At 59.9% G+C, this 23,597-nt stretch carries 16 protein-coding genes; 12 read left to right on the top strand and 4 right to left on the bottom strand.

The features are described 5' to 3' along the window. Window positions 1–55 precede the first annotated feature (55 nt). Window positions 56–730: an iron-sulfur cluster repair protein YtfE gene (gene ytfE, locus AB7M26_RS23030; RefSeq protein WP_008075057.1), complete on the bottom strand. Its 675-nt coding sequence runs from the start codon at window positions 728–730 to the stop codon at window positions 56–58. A 154-nt stretch (window positions 731–884) separates the two neighbouring features. Between ytfE and norR the strand changes: the two genes are divergently transcribed. The 9 genes from norR to AB7M26_RS22985 all read left to right on the top strand — a co-directional run bounded on the left by norR (window position 885) and on the right by AB7M26_RS22985 (window position 11,533). Next, window positions 885–2,414: a nitric oxide reductase transcriptional regulator NorR gene (norR, locus tag AB7M26_RS23025; protein WP_123494285.1), complete on the top strand. Its 1,530-nt coding sequence runs from the start codon at window positions 885–887 to the stop codon at window positions 2,412–2,414. A 78-nt stretch (window positions 2,415–2,492) separates the two neighbouring features. Continuing rightward, complete coding sequence (pdxH, locus tag AB7M26_RS23020; RefSeq protein WP_030130723.1) at window positions 2,493–3,140, top strand: pyridoxamine 5'-phosphate oxidase; 648 nt, start codon at window positions 2,493–2,495, stop codon at window positions 3,138–3,140. A gap of 226 nt (window positions 3,141–3,366) precedes the next feature. Next, complete coding sequence (gene moaB, locus AB7M26_RS23015; protein WP_123494287.1) at window positions 3,367–3,921, top strand: molybdenum cofactor biosynthesis protein B; 555 nt, start codon at window positions 3,367–3,369, stop codon at window positions 3,919–3,921. Beyond that, the gene (locus tag AB7M26_RS23010; protein ID WP_123494289.1) at window positions 3,918–5,153 is read left to right on the top strand and encodes a molybdopterin molybdotransferase MoeA; all 1,236 of its coding nucleotides are present in this window, start codon (window positions 3,918–3,920) and stop codon (window positions 5,151–5,153) included. Before moaB ends, AB7M26_RS23010 begins: the two co-directional genes overlap by 4 nt. Before the next feature lie 214 nt (window positions 5,154–5,367). After that, window positions 5,368–6,363 (top strand): ubiquinone anaerobic biosynthesis protein UbiU, encoded by a 996-nt coding sequence (gene ubiU / locus AB7M26_RS23005; RefSeq protein WP_063340218.1) that lies wholly within the window; start codon window positions 5,368–5,370, stop codon window positions 6,361–6,363. 10 nt (window positions 6,364–6,373) lie between these two features. Continuing rightward, entirely contained in the window at window positions 6,374–7,264 is an 891-nt protein-coding gene (locus AB7M26_RS23000; RefSeq protein ID WP_429386359.1) for a U32 family peptidase, read from the top strand. Continuing rightward, window positions 7,258–7,728 (top strand): ubiquinone anaerobic biosynthesis accessory factor UbiT, encoded by a 471-nt coding sequence (gene ubiT / locus AB7M26_RS22995; protein ID WP_429386356.1) that lies wholly within the window; start codon window positions 7,258–7,260, stop codon window positions 7,726–7,728. The genes AB7M26_RS23000 and ubiT overlap by 7 nt, the downstream gene beginning before the upstream one ends. Window positions 7,729–8,052: 324 nt before the next feature. Then, window positions 8,053–9,120 (top strand): WD40/YVTN/BNR-like repeat-containing protein, encoded by a 1,068-nt coding sequence (locus tag AB7M26_RS22990; protein ID WP_429386354.1) that lies wholly within the window; start codon window positions 8,053–8,055, stop codon window positions 9,118–9,120. A 28-nt stretch (window positions 9,121–9,148) separates the two neighbouring features. Then, a complete protein-coding gene (locus AB7M26_RS22985; RefSeq protein WP_123494299.1) occupies window positions 9,149–11,533 on the top strand; it encodes an efflux RND transporter permease subunit in 2,385 nt (794 codons plus the stop codon). A 79-nt stretch (window positions 11,534–11,612) separates the two neighbouring features. On the opposite strand, the gene AB7M26_RS22980 is transcribed toward AB7M26_RS22985, so the two are convergent. The 3 genes from AB7M26_RS22980 to AB7M26_RS22970 all read right to left on the bottom strand — a co-directional run bounded on the left by AB7M26_RS22980 (window position 11,613) and on the right by AB7M26_RS22970 (window position 19,208). Further along, window positions 11,613–16,424 (bottom strand): dermonecrotic toxin domain-containing protein, encoded by a 4,812-nt coding sequence (locus AB7M26_RS22980; protein ID WP_429386351.1) that lies wholly within the window; start codon window positions 16,422–16,424, stop codon window positions 11,613–11,615. Window positions 16,425–16,550: 126 nt separating this feature from the next. Beyond that, window positions 16,551–17,267, bottom strand: a complete 717-nt coding sequence (locus tag AB7M26_RS22975) for a FadR/GntR family transcriptional regulator (protein ID WP_032830095.1) — start codon at window positions 17,265–17,267, stop codon at window positions 16,551–16,553. A gap of 204 nt (window positions 17,268–17,471) precedes the next feature. Further along, window positions 17,472–19,208: an IlvD/Edd family dehydratase gene (locus tag AB7M26_RS22970; RefSeq protein ID WP_007901147.1), complete on the bottom strand. Its 1,737-nt coding sequence runs from the start codon at window positions 19,206–19,208 to the stop codon at window positions 17,472–17,474. A 193-nt stretch (window positions 19,209–19,401) separates the two neighbouring features. On the opposite strand from AB7M26_RS22970, the gene AB7M26_RS22965 reads away from it, so the two are divergent. From AB7M26_RS22965 to AB7M26_RS22955, 3 genes are all read left to right on the top strand, one after another. Then, a complete protein-coding gene (locus AB7M26_RS22965; protein ID WP_429386347.1) occupies window positions 19,402–20,724 on the top strand; it encodes an MFS transporter in 1,323 nt (440 codons plus the stop codon). 160 nt (window positions 20,725–20,884) lie between these two features. Then, window positions 20,885–21,877 carry an AraD1 family protein gene (gene araD1, locus AB7M26_RS22960; protein WP_429386345.1) on the top strand — a complete coding sequence of 331 codons (993 nt, stop codon included), beginning with the start codon at window positions 20,885–20,887 and terminating at the stop codon, window positions 21,875–21,877. 10 nt (window positions 21,878–21,887) lie between these two features. Beyond that, entirely contained in the window at window positions 21,888–23,468 is a 1,581-nt protein-coding gene (locus AB7M26_RS22955) for an aldehyde dehydrogenase (NADP(+)) (RefSeq protein WP_429386343.1), read from the top strand. The last annotated feature ends 129 nt before the right edge of the window (window positions 23,469–23,597 follow it).

Raw genomic sequence — 23,597 nt, 5'->3', positions numbered from 1 at the left:
ACAAAACCCGCGCCAACCGATGGGCTGACGCGGGTTGGGTGTGACTGGCGATCGATCAGTGACGAGGGTTCAGGGCATTGATGAACAGCACGTTGTTTTCCAGATGGATGTGTTGCATCAGGTCGTCTTTGAATTCCAGCAGCCCGCGATAGAGGGCGCGCCAGGTGTTACAGGCATCGGCAGGCGGGATGATGTGATTGGTCAGGGCGAGCATTTTCTCCAGTGCTTCACCATGTTGATCATGTTCGAAACGCAGCACCTGGATCGGCGGAGCCGCTTGAGCACCGATGCCTTGTTGCAGCATCGGGAACAGCACCTGTTCTTCCTTGAGCATGTGGCCTTCGAGTTCTTGCTGCATGTCGGTCAGGAGATCGGCCAGGCCATTGGGGCAGCTGCTGCGCGCGCCATGGACCTGCTCGACGCGACGAGCCAGACGGATCAGTTCCGGCAGTTGCTCGCGGTGGCGGGCGTGGTAGCGCGCCAGAAGGTGGGCGATCAACAGTTCCAAAGGTTCGTTGCGCCAGTCGTGCTGGGTTTCGCCGGCGTCTTGCAGAATGTTCAGGGCGTCGGCAATGAGGACCGGATCGAGGTTTTTGCCAAGGGCCGCTTCACGCAGGCTTTTATGCCCGCCGCAACAGAAGTCCAGTTTGAAGGTATGGAAGATCCGGGTGGCACCGGGAATGTCGCAGGCCAGTTGGCCGAGGCTTTGTTCCAATAGGGTCTGGCTCATCAGGGTTCCTTGTTTGGGTTTCAACGGTTCCCCAGGCTCATTGCATCCGGCATGCCATATTTAAATGATTGAAAAACATGGATTTATTTTTAGTTGTGGTGATAGACACCCTGACGCTTTAGGGTGAATCCAACCATAGAGGGTGATTACTACCATGCTGCGAGAAAGCCTGGCAGCCGACCTGATCGTCGAGTTGCCCAATGCCGTGCGGTTGCAACGATTGGTCCAGACCCTGCGCGAATACTTCAACAGTGGTGCCGTGGGCTTGTTGCGTCTGGATGACGACAGCCTCAGGCCCGTTGCGACGGTGGGGCTGGTTCATGAAGCGTTGGGGCGCCGGTTCGTCATCGCCCAGCATCCCCGGCTGGCGGCAATCATGGCGTCGCGCGAGCCGACCTGGTTCGAACCCGACAGTCGCCTGCCGGACCCTTACGACGGCTTGCTCGACAACCACGTCGGCGAACCGCTGCCGGTGCATGACTGCATGGGCGTGAGCCTGTATGTCGAAGGGCGGATCTGGGGCGCGATCACCCTCGATGCGCTGCACGCCGGGACCTTCGACAGCCGGGCGCGGGAAGAGCTCAAGCGCTGTACCTTGCAAATCGAAGCCGCCGTGCGGGTCACCCGTCTGGAACAGGAGAACCGCAGCTTGCGTCTGTCCCGCAGCGATCCCCAGGATTTGCGAATGCCGGTCGAGGAGGGCGAGATCCTCGGGCAGAGTGAGGTGTTGCATCAGTTGCTCAATGAGCTGGATGTACTGGCCGACTCCGATCTGCCGGTGTTGCTGTTGGGCGAGACCGGCGTCGGCAAAGAGCTGTTCGCCCGGCGCTTGCATCGTCTTTCAAGGCGCCATCACAAACCGCTGATACACGTTAACTGCGCCGCTTTGCCGGAGTCGCTGGCAGAGAGTGAGTTGTTCGGGCATATCAAAGGCGCCTTTTCCGGCGCCACCAGTGACCGTGCCGGACGCTTCGATGCCGCCAACGGTGGCACGCTGTTTCTCGATGAAGTCGGGGAGTTGCCCTTGAGCGTGCAAGCGAAGTTACTGCGCACCCTGCAGAACGGCGAGATCCAGCGCCTAGGCGCCGACAAGCCGCTGCACGTGGATGTGCGGATCATCGCCGCCACCAACCGGCATCTGCCGGACAGCATCCGCGACGGCTTGTTTCGCGCCGATCTGTATCACCGGCTCTCGGTGTACCCGGTGCCGATTCCGCCCCTGCGCGAGCGCGGTAACGATGTGTTGATGCTGGCCGGGCATTTCCTTGAACTCAATCGGGCGCGGCTCGGCCTGCGTGGTTTGCGCCTGTCGCCGGCGGCCGAACGCGCGCTGCTGCTTTATACCTGGCCGGGCAATGTGCGTGAACTGGAACACGTGATCAGTCGGGCCGCGTTGAAGCAGCTCAGTCGCGGTACGAGTCGCGCGTTGATCATGACGCTGGAGCCTGAAATTCTCGATCTCGACAGCGCGATGGCGGCATCGGGGGCGGTGGTCGAGCCATCCCCGGACGTTACGGCTGATTTGCCGTTCCAGCCCTTGGGCGAAGCCGTCGACGATTACCAGCGCAAGAAAATCCTCCAGGCCCTGAGCCTGTCGGGGGAAAACTGGGCCAGCGCCGCGCGAATCCTCGAAGTCGACCCCAGCAACCTGCACAAACTGGCGCGGCGGCTGCGCCTCAAGTAGGCGACAGTGTTGATGGCGGTCAAGGTGGCTTTGCGCAGTGCCTCGCACACTGCGTAAAACCTTCCGGAGATCACCGTCATGCCGCTTTCCCTGGCTCAGATGCGCCGTAACTACACCCTTAATGGCCTGCAAGATGAGGCTGCGCTGGATGATCCGCTGGCGATGTTCCGGCAGTGGTTGCAACAGGCCCGCGACACCGAGTGCGCGCCTGTCGAGGCCAATAGCATGGTGCTGGCGACGGTCGACCCTGAAGGACGGCCGCACTGTCGGGTTCTGCTGCTCAAGGGGTTGAGCGATGAAGGTTTTACTTTTTTCGGCAATTACCAGAGCGACAAGGGTCAGCAACTGGCCGCCAATCCCTATGCCGCGATGACGTTTTTCTGGCCGGGGCTGGAGCGTCAGGTGCGAATCGAAGGGCAGGTGTCCAGACTCGATCCGGCGTTGTCGGATGCGTACTTCGATTCCCGTTCCATGGCCAGTCGCCTGGGGGCCTGGGCTTCACCGCAAAGCCGTCCGCTGGCCAGTCGTGCAGCCCTGGAATCCATGCTGGCTGAAACCATCAAACGCTTCGTTGGCCAGACCGTCTCGCGTCCCGAGCATTGGGGCGGCTACTGCCTGCACCCTGAACGTCTGGAGTTCTGGCAGGGGCGGGCCGACCGCTTGCATGATCGACTCGATTACCGGTTGCGCGATGGTCTGTGGAAGCGAAGCCGGTTGGCGCCTTGAAGGCGATGGGGACAGTGTAGGAGCGGGCTTGCCCGCGAAGGCGTCATTTCAGTCAATACATGTGTTGAGTCGAGTATCGCCATCGCGGGCAAGCCCGCTCCCACAGGTTTTGTGTCCGGCACATTCTCTCTATGTCCCCGACGAGGTACCTCCTTGGAGGAATAGGCTCGCTCACCATTCCGGTTCAGGCTTCGGGCCATACCCTCATCTACGGGAAGACCTGGATATGGCCCATCTGGCGCAACGCACGTTTGAACCCCTGAACATCGCCGTGCTGACCATCAGCGATACGCGCACTTTTGACACCGACACCTCAGGACAGACCCTGACGGATTTGCTGCAAACAGCCGGGCATGTGTTGATCGATCGTGATCTGGTCAAGGACGACATTTATCAGATCCGCGCCACCGTTTCCCGGTGGATCGCCGACCCCAAGGTGCAAGTGGTGTTGATGACCGGCGGCACCGGTTTCACCGCTCGCGACAACACGCCGCAAGCAGTCTTGCCATTGCTGGACAAGCATGTGGAAGGCTTCGGCGAATTGTTCCGCCAGGTGTCTCTGGAGGAAATCGGCATGTCCAGCCTGCAGTCCCGGGCACTGGCCGGCATGAGTAACGGCGTGCTGGTGTGCTGCGTTCCCGGCTCGCCGGGTGCCTGCCGGACGGCCTGGAACAAGATCCTGATCGAACAACTGGACAGTCGCACCGGCCCGTGCAATTTCGCCCCGCATTTGAAACCGCAAGCGCAGCGGGTCATCGACGCCTGTGGGACTCGCTCATGACTGGCCGGGTGTGTGACCTTGGCCACCTGATACCCGTGGACGAGGCCATCAGCCGTCTGCTGGATCAGGCACCGCCGCCGCCCTTGTCGCACATGATTCCTCTGGATCAAGCCATGGGGCGGGTGCTGGCGGTGGACATTCATTCCCCGGTGAACCTGCCGGCTTGGGACAACAGTGCCATGGACGGTTATGCCCTCAGGGCGGCTGACCTGCCCCAGGCGGGTGGCTGTTTATCGATTGGCGGGCGCATTGCGGCGGGGGATCAAGCGTGCTCGCCCTTGCTCGCGCAGCAGGCGGTGCAGATCTTTACCGGCGCGCCATTGCCACCGGGCGCCGATACCGTGGTGCCGCAAGAGCGCTGCCGGGTCGAGGGCGAGCGCGTCTGGTTCCCGTCCGTGTCCGTGGGCGATCACGTGCGCAAGGAGGGTGAGGAAGTTCGTCGCGGGCATCTGTTGCTCAAGGCCGGTAAACGCCTGCGCGCACAAGAACTGGGGTTGCTGGCTGGCGCTGGTATCGCGCGGGTCGAGGTCTATCGGCCGTTGCAGGTGTGCCTGCTCAGCAGCGGTAATGAACTGCGTGAGCCGGGCGATCCCTTGGCGCCGGGACAGATTTACAACAGCAACCGGTATTGCCTCGCCGCGTTGTTGCGCGGCTGGGGCGTTGAGGTGCATGACTACGGCGTCATGGTCGATGAGTTGGCGGCCAGCCGGCATGCCTTGAGCCTGGCGTCTTCGGAATGCGACTTGCTGTTGAGTTCCGGCGGCGTGTCGGTGGGCGAGGAAGACCACCTCAAACAGGCGATCGAGGAACTGGGCAACGTCGATTTCTGGCGGCTGGCCATTCAGCCGGGCAAGCCACTGGCCTTTGGTGAAGTGGCCGGCAAACCCTGGATCGGCATGCCGGGAAATCCTTCGGCGGCGCTGATTACCGCGTTGGTGGTGGTGCGTCCGTTCCTGCTCAGGGCCCAAGGCGTGACTGACGTACTGCCGGTGCCGTTGGCCGTGCCAGCCGGGTTCGACTGGTTGCAGCGTAACAAGCGTCGGCAGTACCTGCGGGCCCGATTGACGCCCGGCGCCGACGGCCAGTTGAGCGTGGAACTGCACCCTCAGCAAAGCTCGGCGATGTTGACCGCCGCGTGCTGGGCCGATGGGCTGGCGGTGATCGAGTGCGAGCAGCAAGTGCTCAAGCACGACAACGTGATGTTCCTGTCCTTCGCCGACCTGATGCATTGATGGCATTTGATTGCCGTCAAGGCCGTGCCTGCCGGTCTCGCTAGACTGTGTGGCGAGGGAGCTTGCTCCCGCTGGGTCGCGAAGCGGCCCTGTTATTTAGGCCTGCTGCGCAGTCCAGCGTCGGAACGCCGCCCGGAGCAAGCTCGCTCGCCACAAGCGCATTCCAACCATGACTGATTAGGCCTCGGACTGCGTTTTTTCGTGAGGATTACCCATGCAACTGGTCTGCCCGGCAGGGAATCTGCCTGCGCTTAAAGCGGCGGTGCGCCAAGGCGCCGATGCCGTCTATGTCGGCTTTCGCGATGACACCAACGCCCGGCATTTCGCGGGGCTGAACATGGACGACAAACAGTTCGACGCCGCGGTCGCCCACATCCGCCAGCATCAACGCAAACTCTACGTCGCGGTCAACACGTATCCCCAACCCAAGGGCTGGGAGCGCTGGCAGCGGGCGGTGGATCGTGCCGCCGATTTCGGCGTCGATGCACTGATCGCCGCCGACCCCGGAGTGCTCAACTACGCCAGTCAGCGCCACCCGAAACTGGCGTTGCACCTGTCAGTCCAGGGCTCAGCGACCCATGCCGCCGCGCTGGAGTTTTATGCGCAGCGCTACGGCATTCGGCGCGCGGTGCTGCCGCGGGTGTTGTCGTTGGCGCAAGTACGCCAGGTCGCCGCCAGCAGCCCGGTTCCCATCGAAGTCTTTGGCTTCGGCAGCTTGTGCATCATGGCAGAAGGGCGTTGCCATCTGTCTTCCTACATTACCGGCGAGTCGCCGAACCTGTGCGGTGTCTGTTCGCCAGCCAAGGCGGTGCGCTGGAGCGAGGACGCCGAAGGCTTGAGCGCGCGCCTCAGCGAAGTGCTGATCGATCGCTACACCCCTGACGAACCGGCCGGTTACCCGACCTTGTGCAAGGGCCGTTTCCTGGTCGGCGGCAAACGCTTTCATGCGCTGGAGGAGCCCACCAGCCTCGACACCCTGGACTTACTGCCGGAACTGACGGCCATCGGCGTCGAAGCAGTAAAAATCGAGGGCCGCCAACGCAGCCCGGCCTATGTCGAACAAGTCACCCGTGTCTGGCGCGCGGCACTGGACGCCCATCGCGGCGCGCCGGGCAGTTTTCGGGTCAAGGAGGAATGGCGTCAGGTGCTGGCCGGTTTGTCCGAAGGCAGCCAGACCACCCTGGGTGCTTATCATCGATCATGGCAATGAGGGATTCGACATGAAACTCAGCCTGGGACCGGTCCTGTTCTATTGGAACAAGGAACAACTCAGCCACTTTTACGCCGAGATGTCGGCCTTGCCCCTGGATGTGATTTACCTGGGGGAAACCGTGTGCTCGAAACGCCGAGCCTTTTCGCTGGATCAATGGCTGGGGCTGGGCCGTGAGTTGCAGGAATGCAGCCAGGCGCAGTTGGTGCTTTCCAGCCTGACGCTGATCGAAGCGGCGTCTGAACTCTCCAGCCTGCGTCGGCTGTGCGACAACGGCCAATTGTTGGTGGAAGCCAACGACATGGGCGCAGTGCAGTTTTTGGCCGAACGCAAGTTGCCGTTCGTGGGCGGCCCGGCCCTCAATCTGTACAACGGTTACTCATTGGCGCAACTGCTCGACAGCGGCATGACCCGCTGGGTGCCCCCCGTGGAATGTTCGGCGGCGCTGATTGGTGATGTGATCGAACAGGTACGCGAACTGGGTCGTGCAGTGCCGGAAGTTGAAATCTTCGCCTATGGGCATTTGCCATTGGCCTATTCCGCCCGCTGCTTTACGGCCCGAGCGGAAAACCGGCCCAAGGATGACTGCCAGTTTTGCTGCATCAACTACCCCGACGGCCTGGCGCTGACCAGCCAGGAAGGGCAGGCGCTGTTCACCATCAACGGTATTCAGACAATGTCGGCCGAGGTGACCAATCTGCTGGCCGATTATTCCGGGCTGGTGGCCTGCGGTGCCGATCTGTTGCGCTTGAGCCCTCGCGCTCAGGGCATGGCCGAAGTGATTGCCGCCTATCAACGGGTTCGTCTGGGCGAGACACCGCCGCTGTTTGTCGAAGGGTGCAATGGTTACTGGCATGGCCAGGCCGGCATGCTGCGCGTCGAGGAGGTCGGCCTGTGTTGAATCGAAAAAAGTGGTTATTGAAAGGTGCCGACCGGTTACTGCCGCTGGTGCGCCGGGTGCCTTTTGCCGTGCAGCGTCTGGCGTTGCAACAGGCGCTGAATCGCTGCCTCGCCGGGCCGTTGCGCGATGGTGAGTTCGAGGTTTTGCGTGGGCGTTGGTTGTGCTTGCGGATTCCCGATCTGGGGTTGTCCTGGTACCTGACCCTTAGCGGTAAAGGGTTGCGGATTGCCGAGCAGGCCGTGGCGCATGTGACGATCAGTGGCAACTGGCGGGAGTTTTTACTGTTGGCGAGTCGTCAGGAGGATCCAGATACGCTGTTCTTTCGCCGGCGTTTGGTGATTGAGGGTGATACCGAACTTGGGCTGGCGTTGAAGAATCTGATCGACAGTCTGGATCCTGATGTGTTGCCTGTTTGGTTGTGGCGCAATCTGGAGCGGGCGGGGAAGGGGTTGGCGGCGGCGTAATCGACGTCGTTCAATTGTGGGAGCTGGCTTGCCTGCGATGGCGGCCTGATAGCCGACCGGGATTTTTGATGTACACCAAACCCCCATCACCCCTCCGAATACCTCCTCATTCACCCACAACCCATATCCCCTCCAGTTAACAAAACATAACGTGGCGTCGATTGTCAGACCTTTCCAAACCCCGATAGGATAAGCCAGCTTCCGAAGGGGCTCTGGATTGCGGGTTTCAGGACTATGCTCCTGAATAGGTCAATCCCGATGCGCATCCCTTACGGCGCCCTGAAGGGTTGAACGACCTAACAATAATAATGTGGGGGAAGGTCTATGAGTGAGCCTGTCATGGGTGTGAGTATTTGCCGCCCGCCAGCGTTACGCCGGTTCGCGTTGCTGGCTACAGCGCTCTCGCTGTTGGGCTGTACCGTGCTGTCGGCGCCTGCGCTGGCCGCTGCCGCGTCGGCCTCCGATGTGGTTTATTCCGTTGAATCCGCCAAGGCCAGCAAAGGCCTGATGCTCGATGTCGTACACGCGGGCAAACGCCTGGTGGCGGTTGGCGATCGCGGGCACATTCTGTATTCCGACGACCAGGGCGCGACTTGGATCCAGGCCAAGGTGCCGACCCGGCAACTGCTGACGGCGGTGTTTTTTGTCGATGACAAACACGGCTGGGCCGTTGGCCATGACGCGCAGATCCTCGCCAGCGAAGACGGCGGCGTCACCTGGAGCAAACAATTCGAAGACCTGACACGCGAATCGCCGCTGCTCGACGTCTGGTTCAAGGACGTTAACAGCGGCTTTGCCGTGGGCGCTTACGGTGCCTTGCTGGAAACCACCGACGGCGGTAAAAACTGGGAAAACGTCAGCGATCGCCTCGACAACGAAGACCAGTTCCACCTCAACGCGATTGCCGCGGTCAAGGATTCCGGCATTTTCATCGTCGGTGAACAGGGCAGCATGTTCCGCTCCGCCGATGATGGGCAGACCTGGGAAAAGCTTGAGGGCCCTTACGAAGGCTCGCTGTTCGGTGTGATTGGCACCGCGCAACCGGCCACGCTGCTGGCCTACGGGTTGCGCGGCAATCTTTACCGTTCCACGGATTTCGGCAGCACGTGGGAGCAGGTCGAGCTCAAGGCTGCACGTGGCACACTGGAATTCGGCTTGTCTGGCGCCACGCTGCTCGATGACGGTTCCATCGTGATCGTCGGCAATGGCGGCAGCGTGATTCGCAGCACCGACGACGGCGAAACCTTCAGCGTGTTCAACCGTCCGGATCGCATTTCCGTCTCGGCGGTGACTGCGGCAGGCAACGGCAATCTGATTCTGGCAGGACAGGGTGGCGTTCGCGTCACTTCGCCCACCGGCGCAGAGAATGGAAAAAACGGGTCGTCCAAATGAGCCGGGCAAATAACAAGAAGGCGGGTCTATGACATCCTTAAGCACTCCTCATCAGGATAAGGCGACGTTTCTTGAACGCCTGATTTTCAACAACCGCCCGGCAGTCATCGTCATCTGCCTGCTGGTCAGTGTTTTCCTGTTCTGGCAGGCAACGTTGATCCGGCCGTCCACCAGTTTCGAAAAAATGATCCCGCTCGAGCATCCGTTCATTGAAAAAATGATGGAGCACCGCAACGATCTGGCGAACCTGGGCAACACGGTGCGGATTTCCGTGGAAGCCACCGACGGCGACATCTTCTCCAAGGAATACATGGAGACCCTGCGTCAGATCAACGACGAGGTGTTCTACATTTCCGGCGTCGACCGTTCCGGCCTCAAATCGTTGTGGAGCCCGAGCGTGCGCTGGACCGAGGTGACGGAGGAGGGCTTCGCCGGTGGTGAAGTGATTCCCCAGAGCTATAACGGCTCCCAGCAAAGCCTCGACCTGCTGCGTAATAACGTGCTCAAGTCCGGGCAAGTCGGGCGCCTGGTGGCCAACGACTTCAAGTCGAGCATCGTCGACATCCCGCTGCTGGAGTCCTACCCGGACCCACAGGATCAGGGCAAGTTGCTGGCGCTGGACTACCGCAAGTTCTCCCACGAACTTGAAGACAAGATCCGCAACAAGTTCGAAGCCCAAAACCCCAATGTGAAGATCCATATTGTCGGGTTCGCCAAGAAAGTCGGCGACTTGATCGATGGGTTGGTTATGGTGGTGATGTTCTTCGGCGTAGCCTTCGTCATTACCCTGATCCTGCTGTACTGGTTCACTAACTGCATGCGCAGCACCATTGCGGTATTGAGCACGACGCTGGTGGCGGTGGTCTGGCAGCTGGGTTTGATGCACTTCTTCGGTTTCGGGCTTGATCCGTACTCGATGCTGGTGCCGTTCCTGATCTTCGCCATCGGGATTTCCCACGGCGTGCAGAAAATCAACGGTATCGCCTTGCAGTCCAGCGAGGCGGAAAACGCTCTGACCGCAGCGCGGCGCACATTCCGTCAGCTGTTTCTGCCGGGTATGATCGCGATCCTTGCGGATGCGGTGGGCTTCATCACGCTGTTGATCATCGACATCGGGGTGATTCGTGAACTGGCCATCGGCGCGTCCATCGGCGTGGCGGTGATCGTGTTCACCAACCTGATCCTGCTGCCGGTGGCGATTTCCTACGTCGGTATCAGCAAGCGCGCCGTCGAACGCAGCAAGAAAGACGCGCACCGCGAGCATCCTTTCTGGCGCCTGCTGTCGAATTTTGCCAGCCCCAAAGTCGCCCCGATCTCTATTGCCCTGGCGCTGATCGCTTTCGGTGGTGGCCTCTGGTACAGCCAGAACCTGAAAATCGGTGACCTCGACCAGGGCGCGCCGGAACTGCGTCCGGACTCGCGCTACAACAAGGACAACAGCTTCATCATCAATAACTACTCCACCAGTTCCGACGTGCTGGTGGTGATGGTCAAGACCAAGTCTGAAGGTTGCTCGCGCTACGAGGCCATGGCGCCGATCGACGAGCTGATGTGGAAGATGCAGAACACCGAGGGCGTGCAGTCGGCCATTTCCCTGGTGACCGTGTCCAAGCAGATGATCAAGGGCATGAACGAGGGCAACCTGAAATGGGAAACCCTGTCGCGCAACCCGGACGTGCTGAACAACTCCATCGCCCGTGCCGATGGCCTGTACAACAACAATTGCTCCCTGGCGCCGGTGCTGGTGTTCCTCAACGACCACAAGGCCGAAACCCTGGACCGGGCGGTGCATGCGGTGCAGGACTTCGCCAAAGAGAACAACAAGGAAGGCCTGGAATTCATCCTCGCCGCCGGTAACGCCGGGATCGAGGCGGCCACCAACGAGGTGATCAAACGCTCCGAATTGACCATTCTGGTCCTGGTGTACATCTGCGTCGCAACCATGTGCATGATCACCTTCCGTTCCTGGGCGGCGACCTTGTGCATCGTGCTGCCGCTGGTACTGACCTCGGTCCTCGGCAACGCATTGATGGCGTTCATGGGCATCGGCGTGAAAGTGGCGACCTTGCCGGTAGTGGCGCTCGGGGTGGGGATTGGCGTGGACTACGGGATCTACATCTACAGCCGTCTGGAAAGCTTCCTGCGTGCCGGCCTGCCGTTGCAAGAGGCGTACTACCAGACGCTGAAGTCCACCGGTAAAGCCGTGCTGTTCACCGGCCTGTGCCTGGCGATCGGTGTATGCACCTGGATCTTCTCGGCGATCAAGTTCCAGGCCGACATGGGCCTGATGCTGACCTTCATGTTGCTCTGGAACATGTTCGGCGCGTTGTGGCTGCTGCCAGCGCTGGCGCGGTTCCTGATCAAACCGGAGAAACTGGCAGGGCAGAAGGGCAACTCGCTGTTTGCTCACTGATCCCTGGCTGAAACAGAAAAGCCGCAATCATGGGTTGCGGCTTTTTTTATCGCGTGTTGTTCGGGGCTGGAAACTGGATTCAGAGTTTTAAGAACAGTGTTTCATCCAGTGGCGGTTTGATCAGCGATTTCTCCAGATTGGCCACGGCACGGTTGTCGGCGGCGGCTTGCCGGATAAGATCCTTGCGTGTCAGAAAGCGCTGCTCCGGTAGTTTTAAATGGCCAATGCTGTAGTCCGGTCGAGGCATATCAAGGCTGGCGTAATGAAAGTGCGCATACCATAAAACGTTAAATGTGTTCTTTTCGCGGACCGCATATTCGGTGAGATAGTCTCCGGCAGCCGTCGGTATCAAACGCCCCACCAGATTGATGTCAACGAAACCGTTCTTCCATAAGTAGTGGATGTTTTCTGCCTTGGGCAGCTGTTTTTTGTAGCCCTCGCTGCAATACAGGCGTGCCTGGCGAGTTGCTTCGAGTGCCTCGTTACGAAGGGTTTCACTCAGTTGGGGGGCCTGCGGCGCAGCAGAATGGGTGTTATCAATTTCATGGGCCAAGGCATTGAGCTTGTCGGCGTACTGGACCAGCATGTCATTCCAGTCCAAGGGGTTGAGGCTTTCGAGCCGACCAGGGTCCTGTAGCTTTTTCTGTTGGAAGCGTATCGAGTTTTCGATTCCCGCCCGTTGGCCAATCAGCGCATGCATTTCCTTTTTTATTGCCGATAAAGGTCGCGACCCTGGCGGTAATGTTGGTTGAGTGGGCGTGCCCTGCACGACTTCAACCCAGACACCTTCCTCGGGGTGTTCCATGTAGCTGGCAATCTTCTGTTCGGTAATCGGATCTTGAACATCGATGAAACGACCTTGATGGTTTTCCCGGGAGGGTCTGATGTCGCCGATCAGGGTGCCTTTGTTGCGGGACTTGAATACCCTTTTGGTGGACGGCTTGGCCCTGATCGGTTTGATATGTGCGGACTGGGGCGCGACCCCTTCGTTTTCTCGAATCAGTGCAGCCAGTTGTTCTTCGGCGCTGACGTGCGCTTCATTGAGTTGGCTCAGAAACGGTGTTTGATATTCAGTGCGCACAAAGCCAGATGCCATTTCATTCAACGAACGGACAGCATTGTCGATTTCCTCGTAGTGCTTGAGGATGTTTTCAAGGACGGCTATCTGCTCGGCGGTTGCGTAGCCGGAGCTGCTGCAGATCTCCATGTGGGACAGCACTGTGCTGTCCATTGAAGAGCCGACGAGTCGCATTACAAAGGGATACTCTGCCGGGTCTCTGGAGCGGCAACTGCGTTCCAGAACCAGTTCTTTAAGCGACAGCAATTGATGTAACTTGATGGAAGCGGGGAGGTAGTTTTCGGCATTGAACAAGTGCTTCACTATTTTTCGACTGCGCAGTTTTTCACCTGCCTGTTCCTGGGTCGTTTCAAGTGTTTTGGCGGACTCGATGAGCCTGTTGGTTATCTCGATTTCTGCCCGCCGGTTGTCGACAAATTCGAAATAGGCTGTCGTTATTTCCTGGCCCAATTCTTCAGGAAAACGGGCGACGAGTTCATTGAGGTATTCCCCGTTCCTGGCCTGAAGGAGATCGCGCCCCAACAGCTTTATTTGCTCATGAACGATATCCAGAGCGTCCCAGATGAGTAAAAGCCCATTATCACGTTCGCTCTCATAAGGCCTGGTTCTGTCGACTTCGATCAAGGCGTTGTACGCGTCGGTCAACTTCGGCATCTCGGCGTTCAACGTGTCAATGCGCTCCTTGTAAATATTGAGTTCTCTGTCATGTATAGCGGCGGCTTCTGCTGTCTTGAGCACTTCCTGGCTATGACGCGAGGTCAGCTGGACCTTCTGCTCTGGTGTAGCCTTGCCGAGCAACTCCCATACGATCCTGAGCTTTTTCTTTTGTGCGTCGAGCATTTCCCTCGCTGAAAATAATGATCTCCTCGCCTCTGATTGAGAGAGTACCAATGGCGCGAGTGCCTGCTTCAGACGATCCTTATGAGTGGTCAGTTCATGTAGCCGGAGCCGGTTTTCATCGCGCACCGCCTGGAGTCGCCCCCTCATGCCGCCTTCAAGCTTCAATCCCCGATCCAGTCGCCAGTTCCCCTTGCCGTCGCTGGCGAGTTTGAAACCGGGGCGATCGGAATGGGCCGGATCTGCCAGGTAGACCTCTGCGAAGCCCGGCACGACGCTGACCTGGAAAAAAAGTCCGCCAATGCTGGTGTGCCAGGTATCGTCGATCCGGAAAAGTCCCTTCAGAGACCCGTTTTTCTCGGCCGGTGGCAACTTCTGCGGCCATGGCACGTGAAAGTCCAACAAGGCATTGAGCAGCTTGTCGGCCGCTTTAGAGGTGGCAATGGAGCTGGTGAAATCCAGCACCGTATGGCTGCCACCTACCGGTTCCTGTGGGATGCCCGGCGAACCTTGATGAACGAGAGCGGCAGGCATCGGTTCTACGTGCTTTGCCAGTCTGCGCCAGGGTTTCAGGCGCGGGGCGGTTTGTTCAGGGAGTTTCGATGGCAATGGCTGCTGATGGGCGCTCTCCGAGCTGGCTCCCAGGTGCAACAGCACCATCGCGGTATTGAGTAGCAGATCAATCAGCGCTAACTCTTTGGCTTTCGGATCGTCGCTGTCGAGGGCGGGCAGGTCCTGTTTGAGGCTGGTGATCAGTACCGTCATCCATCCGGCAAGCATCAGCGGCCCTCGCGTCAGCGGTAGCAGCAGCGTATTGAAGAGTAACCATGCACCCTCCATGAGAACGGCCCAACGGCTTTCACTGTTGGACACCGACTCACGCTCGGCCAGATCGACCAAGGTGCGAGCGGTGCTGGTGAATAGGTCGTTGAGCAGTCGACCGTCGTGCAGCGACTGGCGCAATACTTCTGCACCCTCATTGCTGGCCAAGGTTGTGGGGGCAGGTTTTCGTGGACGTTCGAATTCGTCGGCCAAGTGAAAGCGAACAATGTGCGGTTCCTTGAACCCGTCATTGTCGTAAATGCCTCGTACGTTGTCCGCCATCCATGTAAGCACGCTGGTTTGCAATGCGCCGGATTCGGCGATGGCATCGAGGACGGCCTGGCGCGACGGGTACTCCAGCAGGGCTTCGGCGTACAACGGACGATAAAGAAGATGTGGGCCAACGTTCGGATCAAGGGGTTCGATCAGGAACATGTTGTCCACCGTATCGGGTTTGGCACCGGACTTTCTGTGAAACGCCAGCGGGCGGATGACGATGTCCTGTTCGTCGACTTTGCGCTCCGAAGGTGTCTGCCCCATCAGCGCCTTGACGTAGCGATAACCCTTGTCGGTCAAGCCACATTGTTTTCTGACCTTGTACTCCAGCGCGCGCATCGGTAACTGGACTCGCAGTTCGCGGGTAAACAGGGCTTCTCGGCGCCGGGCATCCACGGTGTCCGATAGTAATAACGTCTTGATCCTTTGCGGATAGACCGTACCGATGTCGACGCGCTGGATAAGGCCTTTGCTGCCGAGTATATAGTCCTCGTTCAACCAGTCTTCTGGAGTCTGTCCGTCCTTGCGCAAAACCCGCAGGCGGCCACGGGGCTTGCCGGCGAGATTCTTCAGGGCCAGATCAGTCAGGGACATGCGCACATGTTCGATAAAACCGGCACCTCCCGGATAGCCAGCAGCGACGGCGAAGTCCAGCACCAGATCGTCGGAGTTGTAGTCGACGTCGTGATCCTGCTTTATCTGCGCTCGCAGCGCCTCGCGGCTGAAGCTTCGGATATCTTCGATGCCTTCATTAAATGACTGTCCATGGCTTTGAGCGGTGACGTTTGCGAGGTCGAGCAAGTGCTGTCGATAGGCGAAGCGATCAGTGGCCGAAGCCTGTTTCAACCAGTCGGGGAGTTGCGAGTGCAGCTGTGCCAGCATCGTTGGTGGCGCTGTCGATTGCCGGATGAACAGCGTTGCCGGATCCGTGAGGGTGTCCAGACGTTGCGCCAGGTCCTGCTCGCTCGGGTAACTGGAAAATGACAATGCGGCCAGGTTTTCGAGCTGCCGATTAAGGATCAGGCCCGCCTGGAGCTCGAACAGGTTGCCATTGGGCTCATAGCGTTTCCAGGTCAGACGGTCGATCAAAAACTCGCTTTGCATCTTCTTCCCCCAGGCGCTGCCGAAGTCATTCAGGGAATCGAAAGGTTGGACGTGGCCGTCAACGCTGCACAGCAATACTTGTTTCTCACGCATCAGCAGAATTTCAGGCCCGAGCAGAAGTATTTCGTTATCGTCTTTGCCGAGTGTCGTTTCCAGAAAGCAGGCGTAAACGGTTTTGCTGGTCTTGGGCGAGCGCTCGACTCTGTCGGGCCAGTCCGTGACCTGCCGCACCATGTCTCGCTGTTCGTCATTCAGATTCGAGGCGTATAAGGCTGCGGCTTTCAACTGGTCATGGAGGAACTCGCTGAACCATTGCCAGCGACTGATGCCGCTGTCGTCGGTCAGGCTCCAGTAGTCAGCCAATGCCTGCTGGTAATCGAGGTAAAGCGTCGATGGCAACTCGGCAATGATGCTGGCAATGATTTGCATGTCCACGTGTGGCCTGGCTGCGGTGTCCAGGCGTTTGGGTGGTACTTGCGTGAGGAAAAACGCCCTTGAGTCCTGTGGGGTGAAGTCCAGCATCTGCGGGTTGACCAGATGGTCGATAACCACTTGGCTCAACGGCTTCAGATCCCAATGGCCACCGACAGCGGGGCTGGCCAGCTTGATCTTTATCGGATCGAAATCCAGTGTGGGGTAATGCTCCAGCAACCTGTCGCGTAATGCATTGATAATCACAGAAAGCAGTGTCGGTCGACTGGCGAATCGCTGCTGAACCGCCCGGGCGGGCAATTGGCTGAATGGAGGAGATACCGGTGCAACAGGGGTGAGCATGACGAAATCCTTTTCGTGTTATAGGTCGGCGCTGTCATAGCGTCCGTCCCTCTGGGCCGGATCATCGGCCCTGAGCAGGAAATCTCATTCTGTCACCGCCCGTGCGGAATGGGTTATGGCGTGTGGTTACAAGACTTGACCGAGCACCGTGCTTAGCGCACTGCGCGCATCATCCAGTTGTACCAGCGTTGCATGCCGGGCACCGAGGGCGTCACGGTTTTCGATAGCGGTCAGGATCGCCTTGTGCCGTGGCAGCGCCAGTTCATGCAGATTCGGCCGTTGGTTGGAATGCTTCAAGGCTTCGGCAATGGCCACCGACAACATGTTGCACAGGTTCGCCAATAAGTCGTTATGGGTTGCGTCGGCGATCCGGCTGTGGAAATCCAGGTCCGGTTGCAGCAAGGCTTCAGGCGTCGGTGCCGCTTCCATGCGTTGGTAGGCTTCACCGATGGAGGCGATGTCTTCGTCGGTGGCGAACTGCGCGGCCAACGCGGCGGCGGCCGGCTCAATGATGCTGCGCACGCTGGTCAGCAGATCAAAGAATTCATTTTGCGGACTGCTTTGCATCAGCCAGTGCAGCACGTCCGGGTCGAGCATGTGCCATTCCTTGCGCGGCTTGACCACCGTGCCGACCCGCGGACGGGAATACACCAGGCCCTTGGCCACCAATACGCGAGTGGCTTCGCGCAGCACCGGTCGGCTGACCGCGTATTCCTCGCACAGCAGGGCTTCGGCGGGCAGTTTGTCGTCCGGCTTGAACCGTCCCGAGACGATCTGCATGCCCAATTCCTGGACGATGCGCGAGTGCATGCTTTTGCGGTCGGAGGGTTTGCGGTAATCCATGGGGAACGGCGCGATCCTGTGCGATGGGGTGCCGCGCATGATAGCAGGCGCGGCGAGGACGGTCGCCAGAGCAAGCACAGTCCTGAAGCGGATGAGGATTAAATGTGGGAGCGGGCTTGCCCGCGATGGGGCCATCACATTCAACATTGATGGCGACTGATCCACCGCTATCGCGGGCAAGCCCGCTCCCACAGGAGGGGGTGATTAGTGAGAATGGCGCGGCACCTCGGCCCCTCGGCACCCGACGAGGAAGTCGAAGTCGCAACCCTGATCCGCCTGCAGCACATGGTCGATGTACAGCTGACGATAACCGCCCACGATTAACTGTTGCGGTGGTTGCAGATCCGCCATGCGCGCTGCCAGCTCCGCATCCGGAATGTCCAGGTGCAAACGCCCGTTGGCGCAATCAAGCTCGATCCAGTCACCTTCCTTCACGGTCGCCAAAGGTCCACCCGCTGCGGCTTCAGGTGCCACATGCAGAACAACGGTGCCGTAAGCGGTGCCGCTCATGCGTGCGTCGGAAATCCGCACCATGTCAGTCACGCCCTGGGCCAGCAGCTTGGCCGGCAACCCCATGTTGCCGACTTCGGCCATGCCCGGGTAACCCTTCGGTCCGCAGTTCTTCATCACCAGAATCGAGTTGGCATCCACGTCCAGTTCCGGGTCGTTGATCCGTGCCTTGTACATGTCGAAGTTCTCGAACACCACCGCACGCCCGCGATGTTGCATCAATTCGGCGCTCGCGGCAGAGGGCTTGAGCACCGCACCGAGTGGCGCCAGATTGCCGCGCAACACGCAGATGCCGCCGTCGGCGCGGATCGGGTTGTCGAGGGTGCGAATCACTTCGTCCTGGCCGTAGATCGGCGCGTCCTTGGTGTTTTCGCCGATGGTTTTGCCGTTGACGGTGAGGGCATTCGGGTTCGGAATCAGGTTCGCTTCGCCGAGGCGACGCAGCACCGCGGGCAAGCCGCCGGCGTAGTAGAACTCTTCCATCAGGAAGCGCCCGGAGGGTTGCAGGTCGACAATGGTCGGCATGCCGCGACCGATGCGGGTCCAGTCATCCAGGTCCAGCTCGACGCCGATGCGCCCGGCGATGGCTTTCAAGTGGATCACCGCGTTGGTCGAACCGCCGATGGCGGCGTTCACCCGAATGGCGTTTTCGAAGGCTTCCTTGGTGAGGATTTTTGACAGTTTCAAATCTTCGCGGACCATCTCCACCGCGCGCATGCCGGACATGTGCGCCAACACATAACGGCGTGCATCGACCGCCGGAATCGCCGCGTTGTGGGGCAGGGAAGTGCCGAGTGCTTCGGCCATGCAGGCCATGGTCGAGGCCGTGCCCATGGTGTTGCAGGTACCGGCCGAGCGTGACATGCCGCCCTCGGCCGCGAGGAAATCGTCAAGGGTGATGGTGCCCGCCTTGACCTGTTCGCTGAGCTGCCAGACCACCGTGCCCGAGCCGATGTCCTGGCCCTTGTGCTTGCCGTTGAGCATCGGCCCACCGGTGACAACGATCGCCGGCACGTCGCAACTGGCCGCGCCCATCAGCAGCGCCGGGGTGGTTTTGTCGCAGCCGGTGAGCAGCACCACGCCATCGATCGGGTTACCGCGAATCGCTTCCTCGACGTCCATGCTCGCCAGGTTGCGAGTGAGCATGGCGGTGGGGCGCAGGTTCGATTCGCCATTGGAGAACACCGGGAATTCCACTGGAAAGCCGCCGGCTTCGATCACCCCGCGTTTGACGTGCTCGGCGATTTGCCGGAAATGCGCGTTGCACGGGGTCAGTTCCGACCAGGTGTTGCAAATGCCGATGATCGGCTTGCCGTGGAACTGGTGGTCGGCGATGCCCTGATTCTTCATCCAGCTGCGGTACATGAAGCCGTTCTTGTCGGCGGTGCCAAACCATTGGGCGGAGCGCAGGGTGGGTTTCTTATCAGACATGATCGGTTCTCTTATTGTATGACTATATTGTTCGAGCTCTGGCGTAACATAAGCGCAATTTCGTCTGTTTGGAAGGGTTGTTGGTTAAATAGTATTACTATATAGTCATTTTCAACGGAGGGATGGCCCTGGCAGTTTTCTGCGAGAGGCGTCCCCCGAGGTTCTATAACAACAACAATCGGAGACCGAACTCATGAGCCAGGAACTGCGGCTTATCCGTCGCATCACGCTGAAACTGATTCCCTTCCTGATCCTGCTGTACCTGATCGCCTATGTGGATCGCTCCGCGGTAGGTTTCGCCAAGCTGCACATGGGCGCCGACATCGGTCTGGGGGACGCGGCTTATGGCCTGGGTGCCGGGCTGTTCTTCATTGGCTACTTCCTGCTGGAAATCCCCAGCAACCTGATGCTCGACCGCTTCGGCGCAAGACGCTGGTTTGCGCGGATCATGGTCACCTGGGGTGCCATCACCATCGGCATGGCGTTCGTCCAGGGACCGAACAGCTTCTATGTGATGCGCTTTCTGCTCGGCGCGGCCGAAGCCGGTTTCTTCCCGGGCGTTCTGTACTACATCACCCAATGGTTCCCGATTCGCCATCGCGGCAAGATTCTCGGGTTGTTCATCCTTTCCCAACCCATCGCGATGATGATCACCGGCCCGGTGTCCGGCGGCTTGCTGGGCATGGACGGCATTCTTGGCCTGCACGGTTGGCAGTGGCTGTTCATCGTCATCGGCACACCCGCGATCCTGCTGACCTGGCCGGTGCTGCGTTACCTGCCGGACGGCCCGCAACAGGTGAAATGGATGGACCAGTCTGAGAAAGACTGGCTGACCGGCGAACTGAAAAAGGACCTGGAGGTGTACGGCCAGACTCGCCACGGCAATCCGCTGCATGCACTGAAGGACAAGCGCGTGTTGCTGTTGGCGCTGTTCTATCTGCCGGTGACGCTGAGCATCTACGGTCTTGGTTTGTGGCTGCCGACGTTGATCAAGCAGTTCGGTGGCACTGACCTGGTGACCGGGTTCGTGTCGTCGGTGCCGTACATCTTCGGGATCGTCGGTTTGCTGATCATTCCGCGCAGTTCCGATCGCTTGAATGATCGCTATGGCCATCTGGCGGTGCTGTATGTATTGGGCGCCATCGGCCTGTTCCTCAGCGCCTGGCTGACCGTGCCGGTGCTGCAATTGGCGGCGCTGTGCCTGGTGGCGTTCGCGCTGTTTTCCTGCACGGCGGTGTTCTGGACCTTGCCGGGGCGCTTCTTTGCCGGCGCCAGTGCGGCGGCGGGGATCGCGTTGATCAACTCGGTGGGCAACCTCGGCGGCTACATCGGTCCGTTCGTGATTGGTGCGTTGAAGGAATACACGGGCAATCTGGCGTCGGGATTGTATTTCCTGTCCTGCGTGATGGTGTTCGGCCTGGTGTTGACGGGTGTGGTTTATCGGTTGCTGGAGCGTAAGCATGTGCTGCCGGCCGACCAGTTTGCGGCCAGTGCGCGTGGGGCTACCCGCACCTGACACGAAATAGGCGATCACTACCGATCCTGTGGGAGCGGGCTTGCCCGCGATAGCAATCTACCTGACGCATCAATGGTGAAGTTGCCGCCGTCATCGCGGGCAAGCCCGCTCCCACATTGGCCGGTGGTGTTTTGAAGTTCTGCATTAACGGGAGAAAATCATGCGTTTAGTTCAGTTCGAATTGAGTCACGGCGAACGCCGCGTCGGCGTGGTCGAGGACGGCCAGGTGCGCGAAGTGCAGGATGCGCGCTCGGTGCGGGATCTGGCGTTGGCGGCGATCGAGGCGGGGGTCAATCTTGAGCAACAGGTTCAAACCCTGGGGCTGGGCATCAGCCATGACTATTCAGCGCTGCTCGCCAATCTGCAAATCCTGCCGCCGCTGGATCACCCGGACCCGGCGCACATGCTGGTCAGCGGCACTGGCCTGACCCATCTGGGCAGCGCTTCGGCCCGGGACAAAATGCATCAGCAGGCCGGCGACGAAACCGCCATGACCGACACCATGCGCATCTTCAAGTGGGGCGTGGAGGGTGGTAAACCCGCGACCGGCCAGGCCGGCGTGCAACCGGAATGGTTCTACAAGGGCGACGGCAGCATTGTCGTGCGTCCGGGCAAACCATTTCCGCTGCCGCCGTTTGCCGAAGATGCCGGGGAGGAGCCTGAACTCAGCGGCCTCTATGTGATCGGCCACGACGGCAAACCCTATCGCCTCGGTTTCGCGGTGGGCAACGAGTTCTCCGATCACGTGATGGAGCGCAAGAATTACCTCTACCTGGCCCATTCGAAACTGCGCAGTTGCAGTTATGGCCCGGAGCTTCGGGTCGGCGAATTGCCCCCGCATCTGGCCGGCACCAGCCGCATCCTGCGCGATGGTGAAGTGCTGTGGCAGAACGAATTCCTCAGTGGCGAAGCGAACATGTGCCACAGCCTGGAAAACCTCGAGTACCACCATTTCAAGTACAGCCAGTTCCTGCGCCCCGGCGACGTACACATTCACTTCTTCGGCACCGCGACCCTGTCCTTCGCCGATGGCATTCGCACCCAATCGGGTGACGTGTTCGAGATCAGCCAGGCCGAGTTCGGCGCACCCTTGATCAACGGCATTGAGCCCGTTGAAGCGGCGTTCGAGCCCGGCACCGTCGGCACACTTTAAGGAGATACCCATGACCCGGATTCTTGGTCACAACTACATTGGCGGTCAGCGCAGCGCTACCGGCACCGTCAAACTCCAGAGCATCGACGCCAGCACTGGCGAGGCTTTGCCTCACGATTTCTATCAGGCCACCCTTGAAGAAGTCGACGCCGCCGCAAAGGCTGCCGCCGCCGCTTACCCGGCCTATCGCAGCCTGAGCGCCGAACGACGTGCGCAATTTCTCGATGCGATTGCCGATGAACTGGACGCGTTGGGTGATGACTTTGTCGCCGTGGTCTGTAGCGAAACTGCGTTGCCGGCCGGTCGTATTCAAGGAGAGCGCGGTCGCACCAGCGGCCAGATGCGTCTGTTCGCCAAGGTGCTGCGGCGTGGTGATTTCTATGGGGCGCGGATTGATCGGGCGCTGCCTGAGCGCACACCATTGCCGCGTCCGGATTTGCGTCAGTACCGCATCGGCCTCGGGCCGGTCGCGGTGTTTGGTGCGAGCAACTTTCCGCTGGCGTTTTCCACGGCGGGCGGCGATACCGCTTCGGCATTGGCCGCTGGCTGTCCGGTAGTGTTCAAGGCCCACAGCGGCCACATGGCAACTGCTGAGTGGGTGGCCGAGGCCGTGATCCGCGCTGCCGAGAAAACGTCGATGCCTGCCGGTGTGTTCAACATGATCTACGGCGGCGGGGTGGGTGAAGCGCTGGTCAAGCACCCGGCCATTCAGGCGGTCGGTTTTACCGGTTCGCTCAAAGGTGGCCGTGCGCTGTGCGACATGGCCGCGGCACGTGCGCAGCCGATTCCGGTGTTCGCCGAGATGTCGAGCATCAACCCGGTGATCGTGCTGCCTCAAGCGCTGGAAGCTCGTGCTGAAAGCGTCGCCCGAGACCTCACGGCGTCGGTGGTGCAGGGTTGTGGGCAGTTCTGTACCAATCCGGGGTTGGTGATCGGTATTCGTTCGCCGCAGTTCAGCGCGTTCGTGCAGCAGGTGGCGGGGCTGATGGGCGATCAACCGGCGCAAACCATGCTCAATGCCAGCACCTTGAGCAGCTATGGCAAGGGCCTGCAGAACCTTCTCGCGCATCCGAAGATCGAGCATTTGGCGGGCAGTCCGCAACAAGGTAATCAGGCGCAACCGCAACTGTTCAAGGCCGATGTGAGCCTGTTGCTCGATGGAGATGAAGTGCTGCAAGAGGAAGTATTCGGCCCGACCACGGTGTTCGTCGAAGTGGCGGATCAGGCGCAACTCAATGCCGCGTTGAACGGTCTGCATGGGCAACTGACGGCAACGATCATCGGTGAGCCGGCAGACTTTGAACAATTCGGCGAACTGACACCATTGCTGGAGCAGAAGGTCGGACGAATCCTGCTTAACGGCTATCCGACCGGCGTGGAAGTCTGCGACTCGATGGTTCATGGCGGGCCGTATCCGGCGACGTCCGATGCGCGCGGCACCTCGGTGGGCACCCTGGCCATCGACCGTTTCCTGCGCCCGGTGTGTTTCCAGAACTACCCCGACAGCCTGCTGCCGGAAGCGCTGAAGAATGGCAATCCGCTGCGCATCCAGCGCCTGGTCGACGGCAAGCCATCGCGCGAAGCTCTCTAACGGTTGTACGCAGTCCCTGTGGGAGCGGGCTTGCCCGCGATGACGGCGGCACATTCACCATTGATGTGCCAGACAGATCGCTATCGCGGGCAAGCCCGCTCCCACAGGGTTCTGCTGCAACAATGAGCT

The organism is Pseudomonas sp. F-14 TE3482, from assembly GCF_053629455.1.
Note: the sequence above shows the minus strand (reverse complement) of the source record. Positions and strands in the feature narration are given on the sequence as shown.